Source organism: Lysobacter sp. M2-1 (assembly GCF_022662495.1).
Lineage (GTDB): Bacteria > Pseudomonadota > Gammaproteobacteria > Xanthomonadales > Xanthomonadaceae > JAKPBU01.
Genome location: NZ_JAKPBU010000001.1, coordinates 1,517,375 through 1,538,018 on the forward strand (window position 1 = coordinate 1,517,375; position 20,644 = coordinate 1,538,018).

Consider the following 20,644-nt stretch of genomic DNA (forward strand, 5'->3'; position numbering starts at 1 on the left):
TAGGGTCTGGCCCTGCCTGGCCGCCTTTCACCGTGGAAGGCGCAGAAGCGGGCGGTTCAAATGGTGCATGGGCAGGTGAAGCCGGGTGCGGACATTGAGGGCATCGACCGCGATGTTGCCGCCGGTGAACCGCGGCACCTTGAGGTCTGGTTGCAACAGCTGCGCCCGGCGCTCATGGCATTCCTGCGCCGCAAATTGCACGACCCTGCCGATGTCCACGATGCCCTTCAGGAAACCAGTCTGCGTGTATGGAGCTACGCCGCCCAATCAGAAGTGAGGGCGCCGGTTTCAGTCTGCTTTCACATTGCAGGGCGCGTGGCGATCGACTTCGCCCGGGCCAAAAAGCGTGCGCCCTACACCGAGCAACCTGACGCGCTCGAGCAGAGGGTGGCTACGGAGCCCGGCCCGGAGCGTTCTGCCTCGGCAGCGCAGACGCTGGAGCTGGTGAAAGAAGTGATCGGTCGTTTGCCGCCGGGTTGTCGGCATGTATTTCTGCTCAGTCGCAGCAATGGATTGAGCAATCTCGAGATCGCGAAGCGCTGCGGCGTTTCCATCAAGCTGGTGGAGAAGCAGATCAGCCGCGCACTTCGAGAGCTGCGCGAGCATGCGCGTGTATGGGAAGGAGAATGACGATGACAGGGGCAGCTGTCGGCGACCTGCAACGCATCCAGATCGATTCCCAGGCGCGGGAGTGGCTCCGGAATGTCCAGCGCGGCGATATGAAGCAGGAAGAGCTCGAGGAATTCGGCCGATGGATGGCGGTGGCCGCGCATGCGGAAGCGTTTGCCGTCAGCGAGTGGAGCGGTGCCTGCATCGACGCGCTTGATCATCGACCCGACCCGCAATGGCGCCGCTGGAAGCAGGAGGCGATGCAGCGGGCAGTGCTCGGTACGCCCAAGGTCGAAGCGCTGGCCAATTGGAGCGACCTGGTCTTCTCGCCAACGTCGCGTTCCCGCCAGCACACACGTACAAGGTTCCTCAAGGCTGCGCTCGCTCTGGCGGCCACCTTGGCGGTAGTCGCCGTCGGCCTGCGTTGGCAGCAGACCCCGACGCCGAACGTATTGCATTACCAGGCTGACGAGACGACGCGCGCAGTGCTGCTGCCCGATGGGACGCGCCTGACCCTGGACGCAGGCACGGCTGTCGACTACGTGAGGCTTGGCGATACGCGCCGTCTTGTGCTGCCCGCTGGCCGCGTGTACCTCAATGTAACCAAGGATCCTCGGCATTCACCTTTCGTGGTGGCTAGCGGTCAGGTCGAGACGGTCGTCTTGGGCACGCGCTTCCAGGTCAGTCAGACCGCTGAACGTACAGAGGTCGTACTGGAAGAAGGAAAGGTGCTCATGCAGCGTTCCGGCAGCTCGTTGTCCACGACGCTTGCGCCGGGTCAGCGCGGTTGGTGGACGGTAGGGGCCTCCAGTTTCCAGACAGCTACAGCGAATCCATCCTCAACCTTGGCGTGGACACGCGGACGTCTGTTGTTCGAGAACGTGTCCCTGGCCGAGGCCATCGTCGATGTGAATCGATATTCCAGGCACGTCAGGATCGAACTGGCAGATCCGAAGCTGGCAGAGCTTAGAGTCAGTGGCAGTTATATGGCCGGCGATCCGGAACTCGTCGTCGCGGCTTGGGAAGCGACGATGCCGGTGCGAGCGGAGCACGTAGGCAATCAGATCAAGTTGATGCGCAAATGAAGATTGCACTTGAAGAGGGCTGGAGCTGAAGGGAGCGGAAGGGGCAAGCCGCGCTGATCCCGTCCGTCCACTCCGGTTTGGCCCCCCGTCACAGGCGCACCTTTCGGCGTAGCGCGCCGATCCGCAGCCTCTGCGATCTGCAGCATCGCCGCCATGCCGGCGCAGCCGCTCAATGCACGTAATTGAACGCGACCACCGGCGTCACCGAGTCGCTGGTGTTGCGGCCGCGGATCAGGCGCGCGCCGAAGAGGATGCCGAAGCGGGGGCTGAAGTTGTATTCCACCGCGGGCGCCAGGAACCAGGCTTCGCTGGAGCCGGATTCGAAGCGCAGCGGGGTGGGCGTGGGGTCCTGTTCGCCGTCGTGGACCACGCCGCTGACCTTCGTGCTGTCGCTATGGCGGTAGGCCAGGTCCAGTGCCAGCACCCAGTTCCGGGTCAGGCTGTATTCCCAGGCGGCATTGACGTTCCAGCTGTCGCCCGGGCGGGCGTGGCCGCGGAAGCCTTCCGGGGTGCCGTAGACGCTGACGTCGCGCAACTCGGCCTCGCGCGAGCGCGTGGCGCCCAGGTTCAGGCGCATGCGCAGGATGCGGCCGGTGGGCATCCAGAAATAGGTCTGGGTATTGAGCTGCAGCAGGGTGCCGTGCGCGCCGCCGCCGAAGCCATCGACGCCGCTGGGGTCGAGCCGGTCGTACTTGCCCGTCGGCAGGGTGTGTTGCAGCTGCAGGGAAACGGCGGGCAGCCAGCTGCCTTCCTGGTACTGGCGCAGGCGGTACTGCAGCAGCACGCTGGAATCGGCGAGTTCGGGGCCAGCGCTGTGCATGCCGTCGCCGCCGCCACCAGCCTTGTTGTAGCCGAACACCGGCACCAGGCCGACGGTCAGCGCGTCGGTGGCGCCGTAGAGCATGAAGGTGAGCGAGCCGAAGCTTTCCGCGTCTTCGGAGATCACGTCGTAGAGATAAGGCTCGATCAGGTAATGACCCTGCGGCAGGGTGACGGCGCTGTTGGCGATGATCGGCCCGGTCCACCAGGCATCGTCCAGGGCCTGGCGCGGCGGTGCGCCCGCAGCGAGCGCGGGAATGGCGGCGGGCAGCAGCAGCGAAGCCAGCAGCAAGGCAGACAGCAAGTGGCGTGGCGGCATCGGTCCGTGTGCGGTGGCGGAGCCAGCCCGGATTCTGCCCGCGCGGCGGCGTTGGCGGGCGCGAACGCGCGATTCCTGCTGACGGCGTGTTGGCAACATGTTGCATTCCCCGAATGGCGGCGCGGCGGCCGTTGGCGTGCCGGGCATGCTGGCAGGGCAGCGGGCGCGGAACTATCAAGTTCTTTCGCTGTTAACCCGACGGGGATGGAGTAAATCGAAGGGCGGCGTCACCCGGCTGAGTGGCCGGTGCCGCTTGCGGGCGCAGGTTTAATGGGAGGGAGCCCACATCGGCAACAAAAAAGTATCAGGGACGATTCATGATGCGCAGCGCGGCAGAAGATGTTTGGGATATTTGCTGCCTGAGGAAGGGGAAAATGCGTCAGGGGTGATTCCAAACTGGGCCTCTTGGAAACTGTCCCTGACGCCGTTCTCCCTTTCGGGCATCCGGTGCTCGACCTCAAATCCCGGCTGCGGCCTTCGGCCCTACCCGGGGCTCTGCTACAGCGGGTTGGGCCCCGCGCGATCGTCCTGCTACCAGTTGAAGCGCACTCCGGCCTGCGCGCCCCAGTCGCGTTCCGTGCCGTTGCCGGTCGCTCGCGACGCCTCGAAGAACACGCCCGCGCGCTTGCCGACGCCGAGGTTGGCACCCAATGCGAATTCGCCGCCGGCGCCGGTGCGGTCGACGGTGTCGGGGACGATGCTGCCGCCGTCGCGGGAGGCAGTGATGCGTGGGTCGTCGCCGAAATCCTGTCGTGCGGCGGCTCGGGCGTAGACGTCGCCGCGTAACCGCTGGCCTTGCAATGTGCGGCCGATGGCGACGCCGGCGCGGACGTAGGAGGCGTCGTAATCGTCGTGGCGGACGAGCACGCCGTTGCTGGTGGTGTGCTCGCTGCCGTTGACGCGGCCGACTGACAGGCCGACCTGCGGTTCGATGTACCAGTCCTGCGCGACGTGGATTGGAAAGCCGCCTTCGGCATGGAGCCGGTGCGCACGCGTGTGGTAGCGGCCGCGGATTTCGGCGCCGGTGGAGTCGCGCGCGGCGTAGAGGTTCTCCAGTGAGGCGGTGTCCGCACCGACGAGCACATAGGCGCTGCTGTCGAAGATCCATGTGCTGTACAGGCCGAAGCTGGTACCGGTGAGTTCCCCGTCGCCGCCGGTGTAGTCGGCATTGGCGCGGACGCGGCCTACGCTGATGCCGGTGTAGTTGTCGCCGGCATCGAGCGCGAAGCGGCGGTCGGCGCCGATGGTGAAGCCGGTGTAGTCCTGCTGGTGCTTGCGCGCGTACGCGGCGTCTGCGGTCAGGCGACCGCCATCGACGCGTGCCCAGACGCCGCCGGCCTGCGCATCGCCGTGACCGCGCGCCAATCCCTGCATGCGCCGCTGGCTGCCGGATTCGGCGAGTGTCCACAGGTTGAGGACACTGTCCACGGCTTCGGCTGCGGTGAGGACGGTTTCAGAAGGGCGGATGTCGATGTCCGGACCATCGCCATCGCCGCCACTGTCGCCGTCGCCATCGCCGCCACTGTCGCCGTCGCCGCCATTGTCGCCATCACCATCACCATCACCGCCACCGTCATTGTCGCCATCACCATCGCCGCCACCGTCGCCATCACCATCACCGTCGCCGCCATTGCCGCCATCGCCATCGCCATTACCAGAACCCTGGATCTCGATCCCGGTCAGCATGATGGTGCTGCCGTCGGCGTCCAGTTCCACTTGCGGCGTATAGGTGAACTGCACCAGCGCGTTTTCGAAGGTGCCGCTCCACTGGCGGTCGAGGCCCGCTACTGCCGCGAACGCGGCCGCGCCGCCGGCGGCGGCGCTGGCATCGACGATGACGATCGGTGTCGTGGCCGGGATCGTGGTGCCGTCGCTCAGGGTGGTCTGATTGACCCATGAGGTGTCGTCGAGCACCGGGTCGTAGACGATGGCGATGCCCTGCGCGCCGGTCGCGGAGAAGTTGCTGATGCCACCGCCGAACACGATGCGGTCGGCGGTGGCGGTGCCGGACTGGCCGGTGATGTCGCTGAGCAGATGGAAGCGCGCGCCGTCGCCGAGCGCGACCGTGCCATTGCCCGTGCTGCTGTCGATGACCAGCGTGCGGTAGCCATGCGCGGGCACCGCGCCAGGTTCGAAGCCGCCCCAGTGCGCGGCCATGTCGATCGTGCCGCCGTTGCCGAGGGTGAGCGTGCCTGCGCCGACGTCGTTCGACAGCGTGCCGGCGCCCTGCGGCATCCACGCAGCGCCGTTCGCAAACGTGAGATCGGCGCGGCCGACGCTGTAGCTGGTACTGGTCTGCACGCCGCCGACCAGGCCGCGCAGCCAGGAGTCGGAGGTGTCGAAATTGATGTCGACCGAGCCGATGTTGTCGTTGACGGCTTCGGTCGCGGTCGCGATGTCGCCGTCGAGCTGCACGCGCTGACCGCCGGCCTGGTTGACGGTGACGCTGGCGTCCTGGATATCGATCGGTACGCTCCAGATCGAATACGCAGCGCCGGTGCCGAACGGGCTCGTCGACACGGTCAGTCCCCCGGCGACGTTGACGGTGCCGAAGTTGCGGATGCCGTACACGTCGCGGTCGCGGTCACAATCTGGGTGGTCGGGCGGGTTGCAAATGGCGGTGACGGTGAACGACACCGGCGCGGTGGGCGAGGTGAACTCGATGTGGCCGCTGCTGACCAGGCCGTAGGTTTCCGCCTCCGAAGTGACATCGACGTTCACTGCGCCCTCGAAGCGCATGAGCGCACCGGGGGAGCGGTCATTGTTGAGGCCGGAGGGATTGCCGAACGGCGCGTAGCCGTTTTCATTCCCTTCGCTGAACACACGCACGTCGACGTCGCCGTGCCAGATCATCCACGCGTTGCGGTGTTGGTTGGAGATGCCATGCGCGGAGCGCGTGCCCGTCACGCTGACGGTGGCATCGCCGAAGACCTCCATGTCGCCCTGGTTGCGCACGCCGAATGCGGTCGAGCCCGAGGCAGCCGTGGTCAGCGACAGGTTGCCGTTCACCGTCAGCACGCTGTTGGTGTTGTCGTTGTAGATCGCATGGGCGTTGTCGCTGGGCCAGATCGACAGCGCCGAGATGGTGGTGTCGCCGTTGAAGGTGATGTTGCTGCCTTGCGAGTTGTAGACCGCATCGAGCGTGCCGCGGCTCTCGGCGAGGATCGTGGTCGGGCCGTTGAAGATGATGGTGCTGGCTCCCTCGGCCCAGACCCCGCGCGCAAAGCCCTGCGTGCGGGCGTGGAAGTCGGTGGCGCCGTTGAAGACCGTGGTGCTGCCGCCGCGGCCGATCACCGCTTGCGCGCTGTTGCCGAGGCCCATGCCGTGATCCGTGTCGTCGGCGTTGGCGGAGATCCTGGTGTTGCCGTTGACGGTGACCGTATTGCCATCGTTGAGGATGCCGACAGCTGAGCCACGGACGGTGCTCTCGCCGCGGATCGCCGACAGCTCCAGCCAGCCGCCGCCGGCCACGTCCAGCACCACCGGCGGGTTGCCGCGGGTCACGGACATTGCATGCAGGTCGACGTCGACGCCTTCCAGCGCCACGCTGTCGCCGTCGGCGAACGCGTAATGCAGCATGCCATCGTCGTCGATGGCAATGTCGTAGCCGGGATCGTAGCCGCCGCTGCCGCCGTCGCGATCGTGTTCGGCGACGCCGGTGATCGTGTCGTTGTAGTCGACCGCATGCACCGCGCCGGGTCGTGCGAATGCGCCGGCAACCAGCGCCGTCGCCACGGAGAAAGACAATGTCTTCAGGCGGCGCTGCGACTCTAGGCGACGGGCTTCGAGCCGCGCGTTGTCGATCAGGGATTGTTGCCAGAGCGGCGGGAGTTGCGATTGCCGGATCGCTTGGTACGTGGTGCTCGGTTGGTACGCGGTGCGTGTTGCAAGCAGGCGCTGATCGCGCCTCGACCGTGGATCGGACATGGATCTCCCCAAAATGGTGCAAAGGACTGCATTGCTGGTGCATGCAGTCCGAAATTTCTCCCTTCAGAAAACTAGCATAGTGCCCGCAGAACTGATCGATACGAAGGTCGTTGTGTGACCGCGTTCGCGTGCAGCGGTATGTGGTGAGCAAACGTTGCAAGGGAAGTTCCACGCGCTAGGGCGACGTAGAAAAGCAGCGATCAAGGTTGGGCTTCTGATGCGCGGACATCCCGGCGGCGGGCCGCGCGCGCGCGGCGCAGTGCCCGCCCGATGGCGGATCACTACCTAAACGCGGACATCTTCAGGGCAGATGGCAAATCCGGAAGAGGTGTCGTGGACAATTCCTGAGCTGGTGAGTCCCGGCGCAAGAATCGGATATCACCCATCGTGTCTACCCCGGATCATGGAAGTGCTTGGAACGCATCTCTCGACCAAGTCGATGGAGGGCCTTCCACCGGTAACGCCGGCGCCGCAGTCGCGCGCAGTTCGAACGCAGCACGCGAAGTCCCCAAGCGACAACGCAACCGGAAGAGTTCGCATCACACACTGGAGCATGCATGAAAGCAGGCACAAAACCCGCGGACGCAACCGAACGTGACGTGCGCTGCCTTGCCGGCAGTGCAGGTATTGGCAATCGCATTGATACGCTGGATTGGACCCGGATCGCCACGGATCTGGACGAGCAGGGCAACGCCCTGATCCCGGGCCTGCTCTCGCCAGGCGAATGCGACGCTTTGGCAGGGCAATACGACAACGACCATCTCTACCGGAGCCGGGTCGTCATGGCCCGTCATGGCTTCGGTCGCGGCGAATACAAGTACTTCCGCTATCCCCTCCCCAACATCGTCCAGCAGTTGCGCGCCGCGTTCTATCCACAACTGGTGCCGGTCGCCAATCGCTGGCACCAGGCGCTGAACATCGATGTGCGCTTTCCGGACAGGCACGAGGCATTCATCGATCGGTGCCACCATGCCGGCCAGGTGCGGCCCACGCCCCTGATCCTCAAGTACGGCGCAGGGGACTACAACTGCCTGTACCAGGATCTGTACGGCGAACATGTGTTTCCGCTGCAGGTTGCGATCCTGCTGTCCCAGCCGGAGCACGACTTCACTGGCGGCGAGTTCGTGCTCACCGAGCAGCGCCCGCGTATGCAATCGCGCCCGATGGTGGTTCCCTTGCAGCAGGGCGATGCTGTGATCTTTGCGGTGCACCACCGCCCGGTCAAAGGCACACGTGGCGCGTATCGGGTCAACATGCGCCACGGCGTCAGCCGCCTGCGCTCTGGTCATCGCCATACCGTTGGCGTGATCTTTCACGACGCGACTTGAGCCACGCAAACTCCCTAAGATACGCCGGGCACGGCGTTTGCGTCTCCCATCGGATCGTGCCGCGAGAGGAGGCCAAAAGCCCGCTGAGGCAATCAGTCGGGGCCGTGGGTTGGATCGGCTCCATCAGCCCTGCGTCTCTGATTCAAGTCCTCCACGATGCTTGGTTGGTGGATCCGGCTCATGTGTTCTCGTCGTCCGCACGCCAAGGTCGTGCCGGCCTTAGGCGGCGACCATGACGCCAGAACTGCAATGCAGACAGGATATGTCGCCGGCGTCCTTCGGAAACACCCGGTTACAACTGGCGCGGCAACACCGCTTGCACCTGTTCGCGGCGCCCGCCATCGTCCGGACCACACGACGCGGAACTCCCGGCCGCAGCAGAAGCCGAGCACCTGCCATGTTCAAACATCTCATCACTGTGATTTGCCTTCTTGTGGCGCAGTGCGCTCCCGGTATCGCGAGCGCAGCGGAAAGCGATGTGCCCGCGGGCACGCGGGTGCTGGCCGACATCGCGTACGGGCCCGATCCGCGCCAGCGCTTCGACGTTTACATCCCGCCCGAGGCCAGGAATGCCCCGGTCCTGTTCCTGGTGCATGGCGGCGGCTGGCGACGCGGATGGAAGGATCATCCCGGGCTGATCCCCAACAAGGCCGATTACTGGCTGCCGAAGGGCTACATCCTGGTGTCAACGGGGTACCGGCTGATTCCGGATGCGGACCCGATGGCGCAGGCGCGCGATATCGCCCGCGCGCTGGCGGTCGCCCAGAAGGAGGCGCCGGCCTGGGGCGGCAATCCGGATCGCTTCGTGCTCATGGGGCATTCGGCGGGCGCGCACCTGGTCGCGCTGCTGAGCGCCGATCCCGCTGTGGGCCAGCCCTTCGGCGTGCGTCGGCCGCTGGGCGCCGTATTGCTGGATAGCGGCGCGCTGGATGTGGTCCGGATCATGCGATCGCCACGCCACCCGCGCCTGTTCGACGAGGCATTCGGTGAGGATCCCGCGTTCTGGCGCGCTGCATCGCCGCAGCATCGCCTGACCCCGGCCGCGCTGCCGATGCTGGCGGTCTGTTCGACACGCCGCCCGGACGACCCTTGCAAACAGGCCCGCGCGATGGCGAACGAAGCCGCCCGCCTGCGCACGCGCATGGAGGTCCTGCCGGCGGCTTTGTCGCACATGGCGGTCAATCGCGATCTGGGCTTGCCGGGCGCGTACACGCGGCAGGTGGATGCGTTCATGGAAAGTCTCTTGCACTGAGCACTCGGCCGAAGTGAGGCGACCCGCAGCCGCCCCGATGCGCTTGGAGTAGGCGTATCGATCCGCACTCCAGCGCGTTCATGTCGCTCGCAAGCTTGGAGGTCGCGCTTGCGCGATGCGCTGCCTTGGCGGCAAACAATTCCGGATCGAGCGCCCCGTGGGCTGCACGCCGAAACGCAGTGCTCAGGCTCGGCCAGATGTCCGCGGGTTACGAAACCACGGCACACGATCCACGACCGATTGCGGCGCCTGGGTTTCATCCCGGCTGCTTCATGCGACCGCGCCGCTCCGGTCCGGTCGATCGTGTCGTGCGGCGACGGGCATCGCGCCTTTACGGTGACTGATCGCGGCAATGGTGCCTTGCGCAACCGCGCACAGAACCTCGCCATCCCTCCCCAGGCTTGAAACGTCGCAACGGCAGACGGCCTGCACGGCGCCCGCATGGACGACGCTCGCACGGGCGATGAGCACATCGCCGACAGCTGGACGGACATAGTTGATCTTGAATTCCGAGGTGACCACGGACGGCCCCAGTGCATACCCACCGGCGAACGTGAGGGCGTTGTCCGCCGCGTAAGAGATGACCCCGCCGTGTACGAACCCGTACTGCTGTTTGAGGTGCTCCAGGATGGGGACATGCAGCTCGACCATGTTCTCCGAGAACCGCACGACTTCGGCCCCAAGGAGTTCACTGAATGGCTGAGCCCGCAACACCCGTTGCGCGGCTTCGAGAGAGATGGACATCGCGTTGGACCATTGGAGAGGAAGTGTGGTGACTGCTGGCAGGCTCGACAGGGCAGGGCGCGCTCCAAGCCATGGTCCTGATCGATCAAATCGGCAGCGCTCGATCCACGTGATGCAGGAGGCGCAGAACCTGCGCACCACCGAGACGGGCGCGGCGATTACGGGCACACATCGCCTTCGCGCTGCCCGCGCCTAGGTAGCCGGGCGGATCGAAGTCGGTCAGTGTGCGTCGGTACCCGTCGGTGCGGCGGCAGGCGTGCTCTGGAAGGGTTTGTATTCCGGCGGACCGAACAGGACCTTGACCCGCTGGCTCCAGCCGCGCGCCTGTCGCATGTCGCGGAACATCGTGGTCCAGGCGTGGAAGGCGATGCGCACCGGATTGTAGGAGTGCAGTGGGCTGGTCAGGCCGTATCGCGGCGGTTCCTCTTCACGCTCGCGGCGGAAGCTGCCGAACAGGCGGTCGAACACGATCAGGATGCCACCGTAGTTGCAGTCGATGTAGCCCGGGTTGCTGGCGTGGTGCACCCTGTGGTGGGACGGGGTATTGAAGATGTACTCGATCGGGCGCGGCAGCCTGCCGATCAGCTCGGTGTGCAGCCAGAACTGGTACAGCAGGTTGCCGGCCACTGCCGCCACCACCAGCGGTACCGGAAAGCCGATCCACACCAGTGGGGCAAAGATCACTGCTGCGCCGGTGATCTTGCCCGTCCAGCCGAGCCTGTATGCCGCAGACAGCGTGTACTGGTTGGAACTGTGATGCACCGAGTGGTTCAACCACAGCCAGCGCACGCGATGATCGGCGCGATGCATCCAGTAGTAGCAGAATTCCTGCCCCAGGAAGAGCAGCGCCCAGTGCCACCAGCGATCCATGTGAAAGGTCGCCACGCGCCACTCCCAGACGGCGTACAGGACCACACCGACGACGCCTGATTTCAGCATCAGGTTGACGGCGATGCGGCCTGCGGCGTCGCCCAGCGAGGCCCAGTAGGCTTTCCAGTCGTGGTCGCGGCCGATCCGCCGCAGCAGCCAGCCTTCGACCGCTGCGATCAGCGCCAGCAACGGCAGCGGCGTCAGCACCAGCGCGAACGGTGACACCTCCATGGCTCCAGCCCCTGACGTTTAGCGGCGGAACCGCTGGCGCGCCATGCTCGCGGCTTGCTTGAGTTCGTCGCTCGACAGCCTGCCGTCCTGGTCGGCGTCGAGCTGGTCGAAGCCCTTGGCCACGCGCGGCAGGCTGGCATCGGCCTCCTCGCGGTCGATGTAGCCGTCGTTGTTGACGTCGGCGGCTTTCAGTTTGTCCATCATGGCTTGCCTGGCTTGCGCCCTGCGATCGCTGTTCTGCGCGCATGCGGTGGTGGACACGGCGAGCAGCACGGCCGCGAGTACGTAAAGGCTGGACTTGGACATGGAAAGGTCTCGTGGGTTGAAGAAAGGTGGCCGTCCCTGGCCGGGGGAGGACGGTCAGTTGCGACAGGCGATGACGTCACCGGCCGCATTGGTGCAGCTGTGGCTGTGGGTGACAACGCCGTTGTCGAGCGTGGTCGAACCGTTGTAGCTGTTGCCGTTCCGGCCCGTGGCGCTGGTACTGCGGCTGCCGTCGACATTGCCATCGGCGTCGCGCGTGATGTTGCCGCTGGTGTTCGCAGTGCCGCCATTGGCGCCGTTGACCGAAGCGCTGCGCTGACGGCCGGCGCTACCGTCGGCGTTGCGGTAGGCGCTGTCCTGACGCTGCGCGCTGCCGCCATCGGCGCCGTGCACGGATGCGCTGGCCTGGCGACCGGCGCTGCCGTCGGCATTGCGATAGAAGCTGCCCTGGCGCTGCGCGGTGCCGCCGTCGGCACCGATGGCGTAGGCACGGCTGCGTCCATCGACGTTGCCCTGGCCGTCGCTGTACACATTGCGACCTCGGGCATAGGCCCCGCGTTCGCCGTGGCCGGCGGCACGCGTCGCGGCGAAGCGGCCGCCCTCGGCGGAATGGGCCACGCCACGGCCGCGGACGCGACCCTGCGCGGACGCGTCTGGAACCGTGGAAACCAGGGCGCCGGTCAACGTCAGCAGCGCAAGAAGCACTGGAGTCTTGTTCATGGGTGTCTCCTTCCGGTAGGTGCGACGCGTCGTGCATCGCGGTGGGCACACGCTAAGCCGCCGGTTGGGGAGGGATGTGTCGTATTGGCCATCGGATGTGTCGGGAACGCCGCACGGAAACATCCGATTACAAACTTGCCGGCGGGGGGCGTTTGCGCGGAGCTGCGGCCATCCCCGATAGTGGATGCCATGGACGAACCACTCGCGCGCATCCTGCTGGTCGACGACGACATCCGCCTGCGCGACCTGCTGCTGCGCTATCTCGAATCGCAGGGCTTCGAAGTCAAGGGCGTGGGCGACGGCACGCAGATGCAGCAGGCGCTGGACCGCGGCCATTACGACCTGATCGTGCTGGACCTGATGCTGCCGGGCGAGGACGGGCTGGAGATCTGCCGCCGCCTGCGTGGCCAGGGAGACCCCACGCCGATCGTCATGCTGACCGCGAAAGGCGACGAGATCGACCGCATCGTCGGCCTGGAAATCGGCGCCGACGACTACCTGCCAAAACCGGTCAATCCGCGCGAGCTGCTGGCGCGGATCCGATCGGTGCTGCGGCGCGCGCGCCCGGTGCCGGGCGCGCCGCAGGTGGAAGGCGGCGAGATCCGCTTCGGACCGTTCCGCCTGGATCTGGGCCGGCGCGAACTGAGTCGGGATGGCGAACCGCTGCGGCTGACATCGGGCGAGTTCGCGGTGCTGGCGGTGCTGTTGCGGCACCCGCGCCAGCCGCTCAGCCGCGACCGCCTGATGAGTCTGGCCCGCGGCCGCGAACACGATGCCTTCGAGCGCAGCATGGACGTTACCGTCGGGCGCCTGCGCCGCGTTCTGGAGGATGACCCGCGCAACCCCCGCATCATCCAGACTGTGTGGGGCGTGGGCTATGTGTACGTGCCGCCGGGAGGCTCGGCATGATCGCGCTGCCCCTGCCGCGCAGCGTGTTCTCCCAGCTGGTGCTCGTGATCGGCCTGGTGCTGCTGGGCGCAGCGGTGCTGGCCGTCGCGCTGGGCCGCGAGCTGGCCACCGGGTCTGCGGCGGGACAACTGCTGCGTGCGCTGGACGCGTTCGCCGACGTCGCCGAGGAACTCGCGCGCAGCCAATCCCGGGACCGCGCCGCGCAGCATTTGCGCGAGGCCGGCCTGGAGGTGCGCGACGGCGTTCCGCCCGCGCGGGAAATGCGCATCGCGCCGTTCATGCGCGAAGTGCTGGAGCAGGCGCCGCAACAGCTCGGCCCGGGGCGCGAACTGAGGCTGGGTGCCGTCGGCAAGGCGAATGTGGTGTGGGTGAAGCTGGATACGCGACCAGTGCTCTGGGTTTCGTTCGCCTTCGATCGCGGTGGCAAGCGGGCACTGCGCTTCTCGCTGCTGATGCTCATTGTCGGTGCGGCGCTGGTGTGGCTGGCGGCCGGCTACTACGCGCGCCGCCTGGTGGTGCCGCTGCGACGCCTTGCGCATGCGGCGCCGGCGCTGGTGCGCGGCGAATCGCCACCGCCCGGGATCATGGCCGGGCCGCGTGAGGTCGAGGAACTCTCGCGCGCATTGACCGATTCCAGCAAGGATGTGCGCGAAGCAGCCGAAGAGCGCACCCTGATGCTCGCCGGCATCTCCCACGATCTGCGCACACCGTTGACCCGGCTTCAATATGCCCTTGAGCTGCAGCCCGGCGCCGATCCGGAACTGCTTGCAGGCATGCATCGCGATATCGCCGAGATCGACGCCATCCTGTCGCAATTCATCGCCTATGCGCGCGACGGCCGCGACGAAGCCAGCGAGACGCTCGACCTGGCGGTGCTGTGCCGCAACGCGGCCGGCGCGTCGGAGCAGGCATGGCAGGTCGAAACCCCCGTGTACGCGCCGATGACGGGGAAACCGATGGCCTTGTTGCGTGCACTGGAAAACCTGCTTGCGAATGCGCAGCGGCATGGCGCGCCGCCGTACAGGCTGCGGCTGGCACGCGAGGGCGACGCCTGGCGCATCGACGTGGCCGACCAGGGGCCGGGCCTGCCGGAAACGATGGCCGACCGCGTGCGCCAGCCGTTCGTGCACGGTGACGGCGGCGGCACCGGTCTGGGCCTGGCCATCGTGGATCGCGTGGCGCGACAGCATGGCGGCGCGCTGCTCCTGTCCAGCAACGGGCCCCGCGGCCTGCTGGCAACGCTCGTGTTGCGCGGCAGCTGACGCGTGCAGACTGAACCTGCGCACCACGAATGAAGGAAACAGTACGCATGCCCATCGGATTTTCCCGCAGGCGCCTGCTGCAAGGGGCAGTTACAGCACTGGGCGCCGCCGTGCTGGGCACCAGCGTGGCCTCCAGCGAGCGCAGGACCTATTGCCTGCTGCACGGCTCCACCCATGGACCTGGTGGTTGGCGCTGGCTGGCGCGGGAGCTGCGTCGCCTCGGGCACCGCGTCGTCACACCGAGCGTGCCGTATGAAGATCCGGCTGCGAGCACCGAGCGTTGCATCTCGGCCATCGATGCGCAGCTGCGCGAAGTGTCGGTACGCGGGCCGCTGGTCGTGGTTGCACATTCGATCAGCGGTCTCCTGTTGCCCGCGATAGCGGCCCACAACCACGCGGCGCAACTGATCTACATCGCCGCGGCCGTTCCCGCCGCGGGCTTGAGCTTCCGCCAGCAGTTCGAGCGCACGCCGGACATGTACTGGGCGGACTGGGTGGAAGCGGGGCATCGCAGTTCGAAGGACGAGGCGATCGCGCGCCAGTTCCTGTATCACGACTGCGACCCGGCGGTCGTCGAGGAAATCAAACGCCACCGGATCCAGTTCGCGGCGAAACGGATCTGGCTGGATGTCTTCGCGGACCGGCATCCGGCGATCCAGGCCCGCTATCTGGTCTGCGCGCAGGACCGCGTGTTCCAGCCGGCCTGGATGCGCAGGACTGCGCGGGAAATCGTTGGCGTGACGCCCGAGACATTCGATTCGGGCCACTGCCCGCACCTGGCTGCGCCGCAGGCGCTTGCGCAGGCCTTGGCGCGCGATACCGGACCTCGTGCAGGGAAGGCGTAGCGTTGATGAAAATGGGGCCAGGCCCGGTGGCATTGCGCAGCGTTCGAGGGATGGCGTGCGCCGGGAAGGGCGCACGCACCTATGGATCTTCTCCAAGGCTTGGCGATTGCTGGTTGCCCGGATTGACCAAGCGGGAAACCGGCCCAGGTGCACGTCCTCGAAATCGGAGTATGCGCACGCATGCCGGCTGCGCAGTCACTTGCCTTGCACTGCGGCCTCGATCGCGGCGATGTCGATCTTCTTCATCTGCATCATCGCCTCGAACGCGCGCTTGGCAATGGCCGGGTCGGCGTTGGTGACGGCGTCGAGCAGGACGCGCGGCGAGATCTGCCACGACAGGCCCCACTTGTCCTTGCACCAGCCGCACATGCTTTCCTCACCGCCGTTGTCGACGATGGCGTTCCACAGGCGGTCGGTTTCGGCCTGGTCGTCGGTGGAGATCTGGAACGAGAACGCCTCGCTGTGCTTGAACGTCGGGCCGCCGTTCAGGCCCACGCAGGGAATGCCCATGACCGTGAACTCTACCGTCAGGATGTCGCCCTGCTTGCCGTCGGGGTAGTCGCCGGGCGCGCGGTGCACCGCGGTCACCGCACTGTCGGGAAACGTCTCGGCGTAGAAGTTGGCCGCATCCAGCGCGGTCCCGTCGTACCAGAGGCAGATCGTGTTCTTGGCGGGGTTGGTCATGGCAAGGCTCCTGGGTGAGTGAAGGGGCGCCAAAGCGGCCGCCTGTAGTCCCTCGACGGTTGGCCGACCCTGAAATCGACAAGGAAGTCCGTCCCACGCATCCATGCCGGCGTAGGGTGCAAGGCGGGACCCAGGCCAACCAGAGCCCCGCACCCGCCCCTGCCTCACGCAGCGACCGCCGAGGCTTGCGCGCAAGCCTCTTAGTTCGGCCTTCCGGCCAATTTGGTTTGCGCGCAAGCGAAATCCAGTCGCGCGCAAGCCGAACCGGCTTGCGATTGGTATGCCGGTGCCTCGTGCGCAAGCGAAATCCGGTTGCGCGCAAGCCAAATCGGCTTGCGATTGGTATCGCGGTGCCTCGCGCGCAAGCCAGATCCGGTTGCGCGCAAGGCTTTTTCGCTTGCGCGCAAGCCTCGGCGGTTGGCGTTCGGACCAATCTGGTCGGCGCCTGGAGCTCCGCGCTTTGCGCGCAAGGGTCCAGGGCTTGCACGCAAGCTTCGGGACCTTGAGACAGGCTCCCGGTCAGGTGCGCTCTCACCTTTTCGCTGGACCAGGGGACCCTTCGTTACGGCCCGGCGTTCCACTGAACCCTGCGACGTTTCCCGACGCCCGGCTCAGTCGCTCGTCGACGTGCGGGAGGCGATGACCGTCCGCACTGTGTAGCCGAGCATGAACGCCATGCCAGCGGCGACGACGGCGACCGAAGCGATTTCGGCGCCGCCCCGCGGTGCGAACGCCCACAGCGCGGCGAAGGCGAGGCCCGACAGCGTCATCGCCCAGCCGCCCACACGCAGCACCGACTGCGCCGCCGTCGCTTGGCGGATGGAGCGGGGCGGTCCATCGAGCATCTTCGGCATGGTGTTGCCGAAGGCCGCGAGGCCGAGGCCGATCAGCACCATGACCCCGCGGGTCACGGTTTCCCCGTCGATCATTCCCTGCTTGCGGGCATAGCTCAGCAGCAGGGCGCCGCCGACCTGCACGCCCGCGATGATGAGGGCACTGACGATGCGTTTCCTGGCGGTGCGGGAACTGGGCGTGTCGTTCATTCGACGGCTCCTTTTTGGGCCTGTTCGGGTGCGATCTGTTCGGCGGCATCGGCTGTCGCGGGGGTTCCGGTACCGGCGCCGAACAGCCGCGCGAAGCCCAGCAGCGCGTCCTCCAGCACCGACAACTTCAACTGATAGATGATGCTGGTGCCGATCCTGCGCGCCTCGATCAGGTCCGCCTCGCGCAGCACCGTGAAGTGCGCCGACATGGTCGGGCGCGACACCGGGAAATGGTCGGCCAGCTCCCCCGCGGCCATCGGCCGCTGGCGCAGCAACTCGAGCACCTTGCGGCGGGTCGGGTCGGCCAGAGCCTTGAAGACGGCGTTCATTGTCGCTATTTAGCTAAGTATCGAATATAAAGTCAAGCAGAGCTTTGATGCTTGGCCAAGTGCTTGTTAATTCTGGGGTTCTGGGACCCGCGTGGTCAGACCATCACCTTTCGCTTCGCCGACCAGGAACATCGGTGACGCGTTTGCGCGCCATCCCGGCGGCCCATCAGGCAGGCTAGCGCTCCTGGTCCGCCAGATGCCATGTGTCGAGAATCAGGCCGTCGCGCACGCGGTTGATGGTGAGATGGTCTTCGATGCGTCCGTCCGGGAAGCGGAACTCCTCGATGTCCGCAACCCACTCGCCGAGCGCCACCGAGTCGGTGATGCGCACCTGTGCAGTGGGCCCGTTGGCGAACATCTCACGGTGCGCGCGCGTGCGGCTGGCCCGATCGAAGACCTTTGGCGATGGCGCGCCGCCCAATACGCTGGGATCGCGGCGCGGATGAAAGTGTCGGGCATCGTCGTGAAACAGGCCCACAAAGCCATCCGCGTCTGCGCGATTGGCCGCGATCTGCAACTGCCGCGTCACGGCTTGTGCGTCAGCACCCAGATCGGGCGTGGCATCCTCCACCATGGCGATGTGCCAGATGCGATCGATGGCACCATCACGCACGCGGAAGGCCGTGAGCACATGGTCGGGAGGCGTGTGGTCGGGCAATGTGATGGCCGCCCGCGACACGACCAGCTCCCCGAGTGAAACCATGTCGACGATCTCGTGCCGGGGCCGTGGCTTCTGGAATTCGTCGCGGAAGTAGTTGTGAACCCGATCGTGGGTCCCGACCTGGTCGGAAAGCAGTCCCACCAGGCGATGCGGGTCCTTGGGTCGCTCGTATATCTGCACATCGGGCGACAGCACCGCAAGCAATGCATCAGGATCGGCGCGGTTTCTTGCTTCGAAATGCTTGAGCACGATCGCTTCGGCGACATTGGCGGAGGCGATAGCTGCGAGTGCAGCGGGTGGACACAGCCATGAAGCGATAAGCAGCAAGAGGGCGCGCATGGGTTCGATTCCGTGATGTCTGGGCGTCGCCATTGCCTTTGGAGGGTGGCAGGGGCAGGGCAATAACCTCCCGTCCTTGCCATAAGAAGGCCTTGGCAAGGATTTCCTATAAGGCGGAAAGCGGCGGAGTTGGGTCTTTCAGGATGCTATGGGGAGCTCGAAAGACCCACAACGAGAAAAAGCATCACCAGGCATAAGTGCGGTTTATGTATAAGCCGCCCATCCCCGCCGTTGGGCAATATGGAGCCAATCCAGCTTATGGGCTCGAGCTGCGGGCAATGCCCGCCGCGACCTCCGCAAGACAGCCCGCTTTGGTCGAACGTTGGTTCGTTGGAGAGCGTTTTACGTGGCCGTGCGATATCGCTCCGCGACATGCGCCTGCCTGATGTCCGAAAGGAGGGTCTGCCGTGCTGCATCCAACGCGTCCCAGCGCGCGGCGGCCTGCAGTGGCGGGATGGTCACCAGCTCGCGGCGGTCGAAAGCAACCAGCGCTGCGTCAACCAATTCGCCCACTTCCATCAAATCGGGGAGCGCATTGATGTCGATGCCCGCACGCTCCCAGATCTCCGTGCGGGTACCCGCGGGGAGGACTGCCTGCACGTAAACGCCCTTGGGCGAAAGCTCCAGGCTCAGGCCCTGGGAGAGGAACAGCGCGAAGGCCTTGGTCGCACCGTAGACCGACATGCCGAACTCCGGCGCCAATCCAACCACTGAACCGATATTGACGATCGCGCCTTCGCCGGCCCGGGCAAGCCGCGGGGCGATTGCATTGGCGAGTCGGACAAGAGCGGTGGTGTTGAGCGCGACAATGCGAGCGACATCATCGGTCGCCTGATCGATGAAGCTGCCGGACTGGGTCGCCCCGGCATTGTTGATAAGGATCCCGATGCGGGAGTCGTCGCGCAGGCGCGTTTCGACGGCGGCCAGATCGTCGGTCTGGGTGAGATCGGCCTGGAGGATATCGACTGCAACTCCGTGTTCTTCGCCCAGTCGAGCCGCAAGGGTTTCCAGTCGTGATTGGTCTCGGGCAACCAGCACGAGGTCGTGTCCGCGACGGGCGAAGCGCTCGGCGTAGGTCGCACCGATACCGGACGACGCGCCGGTAATGAGGACTGCAGGAGTAGTGATCATGGTTTGGCTCTCTTTTGCGGGGAGGTGTTTGGTGAATTCATGAAGAGAAATGCGGCGTGCGACAGCGCGGCGTCCGAGCGTTCAAGCCGCACGAGGCGTCAGTGGCGGCGTTCTGACTATTTGACCTTGAGCACGACTTTGCCTTTCGAGCGACCGGATTCGACGTAGGCCAAAGCCTCGTTGGCTGACTCAAAGGCGAAGCTGCGATCGATCACCGGGCGAATGACGCCAGCCTCGACCAGCCGGCCAATCTCCCGCAGCTGTTGGCCGTTGGCCCGCATGAAAAGGAAGGAGTACTTCACAGACCTGCGTTTTGCTCTTCTTCTGACGCCGGCACTCAGCAGGCGAATGACAAGACGGACCAACCACGACGCCCCAATGCCGGTCGCGAATGCCGGGTCGGGAGGGCCGGAGATCGAAATGAGCGTCCCGCCTGGTTTCAGGACACGCAGGGACTTCTCCAAGGCGCCCGCGTCCTGGCTATGCAGAACGACGTCGTAGTTCCGCAGGACCTTCTCGAAATCCTCGTTCTTGTAGTCGATGACGGTGTCCGCGCCCAGGCTCTTCACCAGATCGACGTTGGCACTGCTGGTCGTCGTGGCGACCGTGGCCCCGAGCTGCTTCGCCAGCTGGATGGCGGAGATGCCTACACCGCCGGACCCTGCTTGGATGAAGATCTTTTGCCCGGCTTGCAGATTGGCTCGTTCAACCAGCGCCTGCCAGGCGGTCAGGCTCACCAACGGAAGCGATGCGGCTTCTTCCATGGTGATGTTGCCTGGTTTCAGCGCGACATCGTTCTCGTTCACGGCGACGAACTCCGCGAAGGTGCCGATGCGCAGATCCGAAGGCCGCGAATAGACCTCGTCGCCTACTTTGAACTGCCGAACACGAGGGCCAATGCGGGTCACGATACCTGCCACGTCATGGCCCAGGACGAGCGGCATGCGGTAAGGCAGCATGAGCTTGAATTCACCGCTCTTGATCTTGGAATCCAACGGATTCAAGGCTGCCGCGTGAACCTGGATCAGTACTTCATCGTCCCGGAGCACGGGCTCGGGCACTTCGCCTAACCGCATCGGTTCCTTCTTGCCGTACCGATCGATGATGAAAGCTTTCATGGTGTTTTTCTCTCGTAGATGCATCGAGTTGTGGCAAATGACGAATGCGGTGGTTCGCTTGCGCAGGGCATAGCCCGGCCATTGACCCCAAGGGCGCTTGGAGCGATGCGATATGCGCCTGCTTGCCTTTATCGCGGGCATGGATCGAAGCGATA

General features: G+C 65.7%; 19 protein-coding genes. 7 read left to right on the plus strand and 12 right to left on the minus strand.

Annotated features, from left to right (window positions below):
* Window positions 1-75 precede the first annotated feature (75 nt).
* Both MC375_RS06650 and MC375_RS06655 read left to right on the plus strand, forming a co-directional pair.
* Window positions 76-630: a sigma-70 family RNA polymerase sigma factor gene (locus MC375_RS06650; protein WP_242102507.1), complete on the plus strand. Its 555-nt coding sequence runs from the start codon at window positions 76-78 to the stop codon at window positions 628-630.
* A 2-nt stretch (window positions 631-632) separates the two neighbouring features.
* Entirely contained in the window at window positions 633-1,694 is a 1,062-nt protein-coding gene (locus MC375_RS06655) for a FecR domain-containing protein (RefSeq protein ID WP_242102508.1), read from the plus strand.
* 169 nt (window positions 1,695-1,863) lie between these two features.
* Here the strand turns inward: MC375_RS06655 and MC375_RS06660 are convergent, their stop codons facing one another.
* Window positions 1,864-2,832, minus strand: coding sequence for a transporter (locus tag MC375_RS06660; protein ID WP_242102509.1), 969 nt, complete (start codon window positions 2,830-2,832; stop codon window positions 1,864-1,866).
* Between the two features lie 531 nt (window positions 2,833-3,363).
* A complete protein-coding gene (locus MC375_RS06665) occupies window positions 3,364-6,759 on the minus strand; it encodes an autotransporter outer membrane beta-barrel domain-containing protein (RefSeq protein WP_242102510.1) in 3,396 nt (1,131 codons plus the stop codon).
* Between the two features lie 557 nt (window positions 6,760-7,316).
* On the opposite strand from MC375_RS06665, the gene MC375_RS06670 reads away from it, so the two are divergent.
* Window positions 7,317-8,087 carry a 2OG-Fe(II) oxygenase gene (locus MC375_RS06670; protein ID WP_242102511.1) on the plus strand — a complete coding sequence of 257 codons (771 nt, stop codon included), beginning with the start codon at window positions 7,317-7,319 and terminating at the stop codon, window positions 8,085-8,087.
* Window positions 8,088-8,319: 232 nt separating this feature from the next.
* The gene (locus MC375_RS06675; protein WP_242102512.1) at window positions 8,320-9,339 is read left to right on the plus strand and encodes an alpha/beta hydrolase; all 1,020 of its coding nucleotides are present in this window, start codon (window positions 8,320-8,322) and stop codon (window positions 9,337-9,339) included.
* Between the two features lie 270 nt (window positions 9,340-9,609).
* On the opposite strand, the gene MC375_RS06680 is transcribed toward MC375_RS06675, so the two are convergent.
* The 4 genes from MC375_RS06680 to MC375_RS06695 form a co-directional block, all read right to left on the minus strand.
* Window positions 9,610-10,083, minus strand: a complete 474-nt coding sequence (locus MC375_RS06680) for a PaaI family thioesterase (protein ID WP_242102513.1) — start codon at window positions 10,081-10,083, stop codon at window positions 9,610-9,612.
* Window positions 10,084-10,302: 219 nt separating this feature from the next.
* Window positions 10,303-11,184 (minus strand): sterol desaturase family protein, encoded by an 882-nt coding sequence (locus MC375_RS06685; RefSeq protein ID WP_242102514.1) that lies wholly within the window; start codon window positions 11,182-11,184, stop codon window positions 10,303-10,305.
* 18 nt (window positions 11,185-11,202) lie between these two features.
* Window positions 11,203-11,490, minus strand: coding sequence for an EF-hand domain-containing protein (locus MC375_RS06690; RefSeq protein ID WP_242102515.1), 288 nt, complete (start codon window positions 11,488-11,490; stop codon window positions 11,203-11,205).
* Window positions 11,491-11,544: 54 nt separating this feature from the next.
* Window positions 11,545-12,168: a hypothetical protein gene (locus MC375_RS06695; RefSeq protein ID WP_242102516.1), complete on the minus strand. Its 624-nt coding sequence runs from the start codon at window positions 12,166-12,168 to the stop codon at window positions 11,545-11,547.
* Between the two features lie 189 nt (window positions 12,169-12,357).
* Between MC375_RS06695 and ompR the strand changes: the two genes are divergently transcribed.
* From ompR to MC375_RS06710, 3 genes are read left to right on the plus strand one after another with little or no spacing between them, the layout of a single operon-like run.
* Window positions 12,358-13,077 carry a two-component system response regulator OmpR gene (gene ompR, locus MC375_RS06700; protein ID WP_242102517.1) on the plus strand — a complete coding sequence of 240 codons (720 nt, stop codon included), beginning with the start codon at window positions 12,358-12,360 and terminating at the stop codon, window positions 13,075-13,077.
* On the plus strand, window positions 13,074-14,339 hold the full coding sequence (locus tag MC375_RS06705; RefSeq protein ID WP_242102518.1) for an ATP-binding protein: 1,266 nt from the start codon (window positions 13,074-13,076) through the stop codon (window positions 14,337-14,339). Before ompR ends, MC375_RS06705 begins: the two co-directional genes overlap by 4 nt.
* Before the next feature lie 47 nt (window positions 14,340-14,386).
* Window positions 14,387-15,184, plus strand: coding sequence for an alpha/beta hydrolase (locus MC375_RS06710; protein ID WP_242102519.1), 798 nt, complete (start codon window positions 14,387-14,389; stop codon window positions 15,182-15,184).
* A gap of 195 nt (window positions 15,185-15,379) precedes the next feature.
* On the opposite strand, the gene MC375_RS06715 is transcribed toward MC375_RS06710, so the two are convergent.
* The 6 genes from MC375_RS06715 to MC375_RS06740 all read right to left on the minus strand — a co-directional run bounded on the left by MC375_RS06715 (window position 15,380) and on the right by MC375_RS06740 (window position 20,489).
* Window positions 15,380-15,868 (minus strand): VOC family protein, encoded by a 489-nt coding sequence (locus MC375_RS06715; protein ID WP_242102520.1) that lies wholly within the window; start codon window positions 15,866-15,868, stop codon window positions 15,380-15,382.
* 611 nt (window positions 15,869-16,479) lie between these two features.
* A complete protein-coding gene (locus tag MC375_RS06720; protein WP_242102521.1) occupies window positions 16,480-16,911 on the minus strand; it encodes a hypothetical protein in 432 nt (143 codons plus the stop codon).
* Complete coding sequence (locus MC375_RS06725) at window positions 16,908-17,240, minus strand: autorepressor SdpR family transcription factor (protein ID WP_242102522.1); 333 nt, start codon at window positions 17,238-17,240, stop codon at window positions 16,908-16,910. The genes MC375_RS06720 and MC375_RS06725 overlap by 4 nt, the downstream gene beginning before the upstream one ends.
* A gap of 175 nt (window positions 17,241-17,415) precedes the next feature.
* Entirely contained in the window at window positions 17,416-18,240 is an 825-nt protein-coding gene (locus MC375_RS06730; protein WP_242102523.1) for a nuclear transport factor 2 family protein, read from the minus strand.
* Between the two features lie 342 nt (window positions 18,241-18,582).
* A complete protein-coding gene (locus MC375_RS06735) occupies window positions 18,583-19,371 on the minus strand; it encodes an SDR family oxidoreductase (RefSeq protein WP_242102524.1) in 789 nt (262 codons plus the stop codon).
* Between the two features lie 116 nt (window positions 19,372-19,487).
* A complete protein-coding gene (locus tag MC375_RS06740) occupies window positions 19,488-20,489 on the minus strand; it encodes an NADP-dependent oxidoreductase (RefSeq protein ID WP_242102525.1) in 1,002 nt (333 codons plus the stop codon).
* Window positions 20,490-20,644 lie beyond the last annotated feature (155 nt).

Excerpts from the sequence above, each read along its gene's own strand:
- MC375_RS06720 (WP_242102521.1), bottom strand. The coding sequence starts at position 16,911 with ATGAACGACACGCCCAGTTCCCGCACCGCCAGGAAACGCATCGTCAGT.
- MC375_RS06730 (WP_242102523.1), bottom strand. The coding sequence starts at position 18,240 with ATGCGCGCCCTCTTGCTGCTTATCGCTTCATGGCTGTGTCCACCCGCT.
- MC375_RS06695 (WP_242102516.1), bottom strand. The coding sequence starts at position 12,168 with ATGAACAAGACTCCAGTGCTTCTTGCGCTGCTGACGTTGACCGGCGCC.
- MC375_RS06690 (WP_242102515.1), bottom strand. The coding sequence starts at position 11,490 with ATGTCCAAGTCCAGCCTTTACGTACTCGCGGCCGTGCTGCTCGCCGTG.
- ompR (WP_242102517.1), top strand. The coding sequence starts at position 12,358 with ATGGACGAACCACTCGCGCGCATCCTGCTGGTCGACGACGACATCCGC.
- MC375_RS06680 (WP_242102513.1), bottom strand. The coding sequence starts at position 10,083 with ATGTCCATCTCTCTCGAAGCCGCGCAACGGGTGTTGCGGGCTCAGCCA.
- MC375_RS06685 (WP_242102514.1), bottom strand. The coding sequence starts at position 11,184 with ATGGAGGTGTCACCGTTCGCGCTGGTGCTGACGCCGCTGCCGTTGCTG.
- MC375_RS06665 (WP_242102510.1), bottom strand. The coding sequence starts at position 6,759 with ATGTCCGATCCACGGTCGAGGCGCGATCAGCGCCTGCTTGCAACACGC.
- MC375_RS06715 (WP_242102520.1), bottom strand. The coding sequence starts at position 15,868 with ATGACCAACCCCGCCAAGAACACGATCTGCCTCTGGTACGACGGGACC.
- MC375_RS06675 (WP_242102512.1), top strand. The coding sequence starts at position 8,320 with ATGACGCCAGAACTGCAATGCAGACAGGATATGTCGCCGGCGTCCTTC.
- MC375_RS06670 (WP_242102511.1), top strand. The coding sequence starts at position 7,317 with ATGAAAGCAGGCACAAAACCCGCGGACGCAACCGAACGTGACGTGCGC.
- MC375_RS06655 (WP_242102508.1), top strand. The coding sequence starts at position 633 with ATGACAGGGGCAGCTGTCGGCGACCTGCAACGCATCCAGATCGATTCC.
- MC375_RS06710 (WP_242102519.1), top strand. The coding sequence starts at position 14,387 with ATGCCCATCGGATTTTCCCGCAGGCGCCTGCTGCAAGGGGCAGTTACA.
- MC375_RS06735 (WP_242102524.1), bottom strand. The coding sequence starts at position 19,371 with ATGATCACTACTCCTGCAGTCCTCATTACCGGCGCGTCGTCCGGTATC.
- MC375_RS06660 (WP_242102509.1), bottom strand. The coding sequence starts at position 2,832 with ATGCCGCCACGCCACTTGCTGTCTGCCTTGCTGCTGGCTTCGCTGCTG.
- MC375_RS06705 (WP_242102518.1), top strand. The coding sequence starts at position 13,074 with ATGATCGCGCTGCCCCTGCCGCGCAGCGTGTTCTCCCAGCTGGTGCTC.
- MC375_RS06725 (WP_242102522.1), bottom strand. The coding sequence starts at position 17,240 with ATGAACGCCGTCTTCAAGGCTCTGGCCGACCCGACCCGCCGCAAGGTG.
- MC375_RS06740 (WP_242102525.1), bottom strand. The coding sequence starts at position 20,489 with ATGAAAGCTTTCATCATCGATCGGTACGGCAAGAAGGAACCGATGCGG.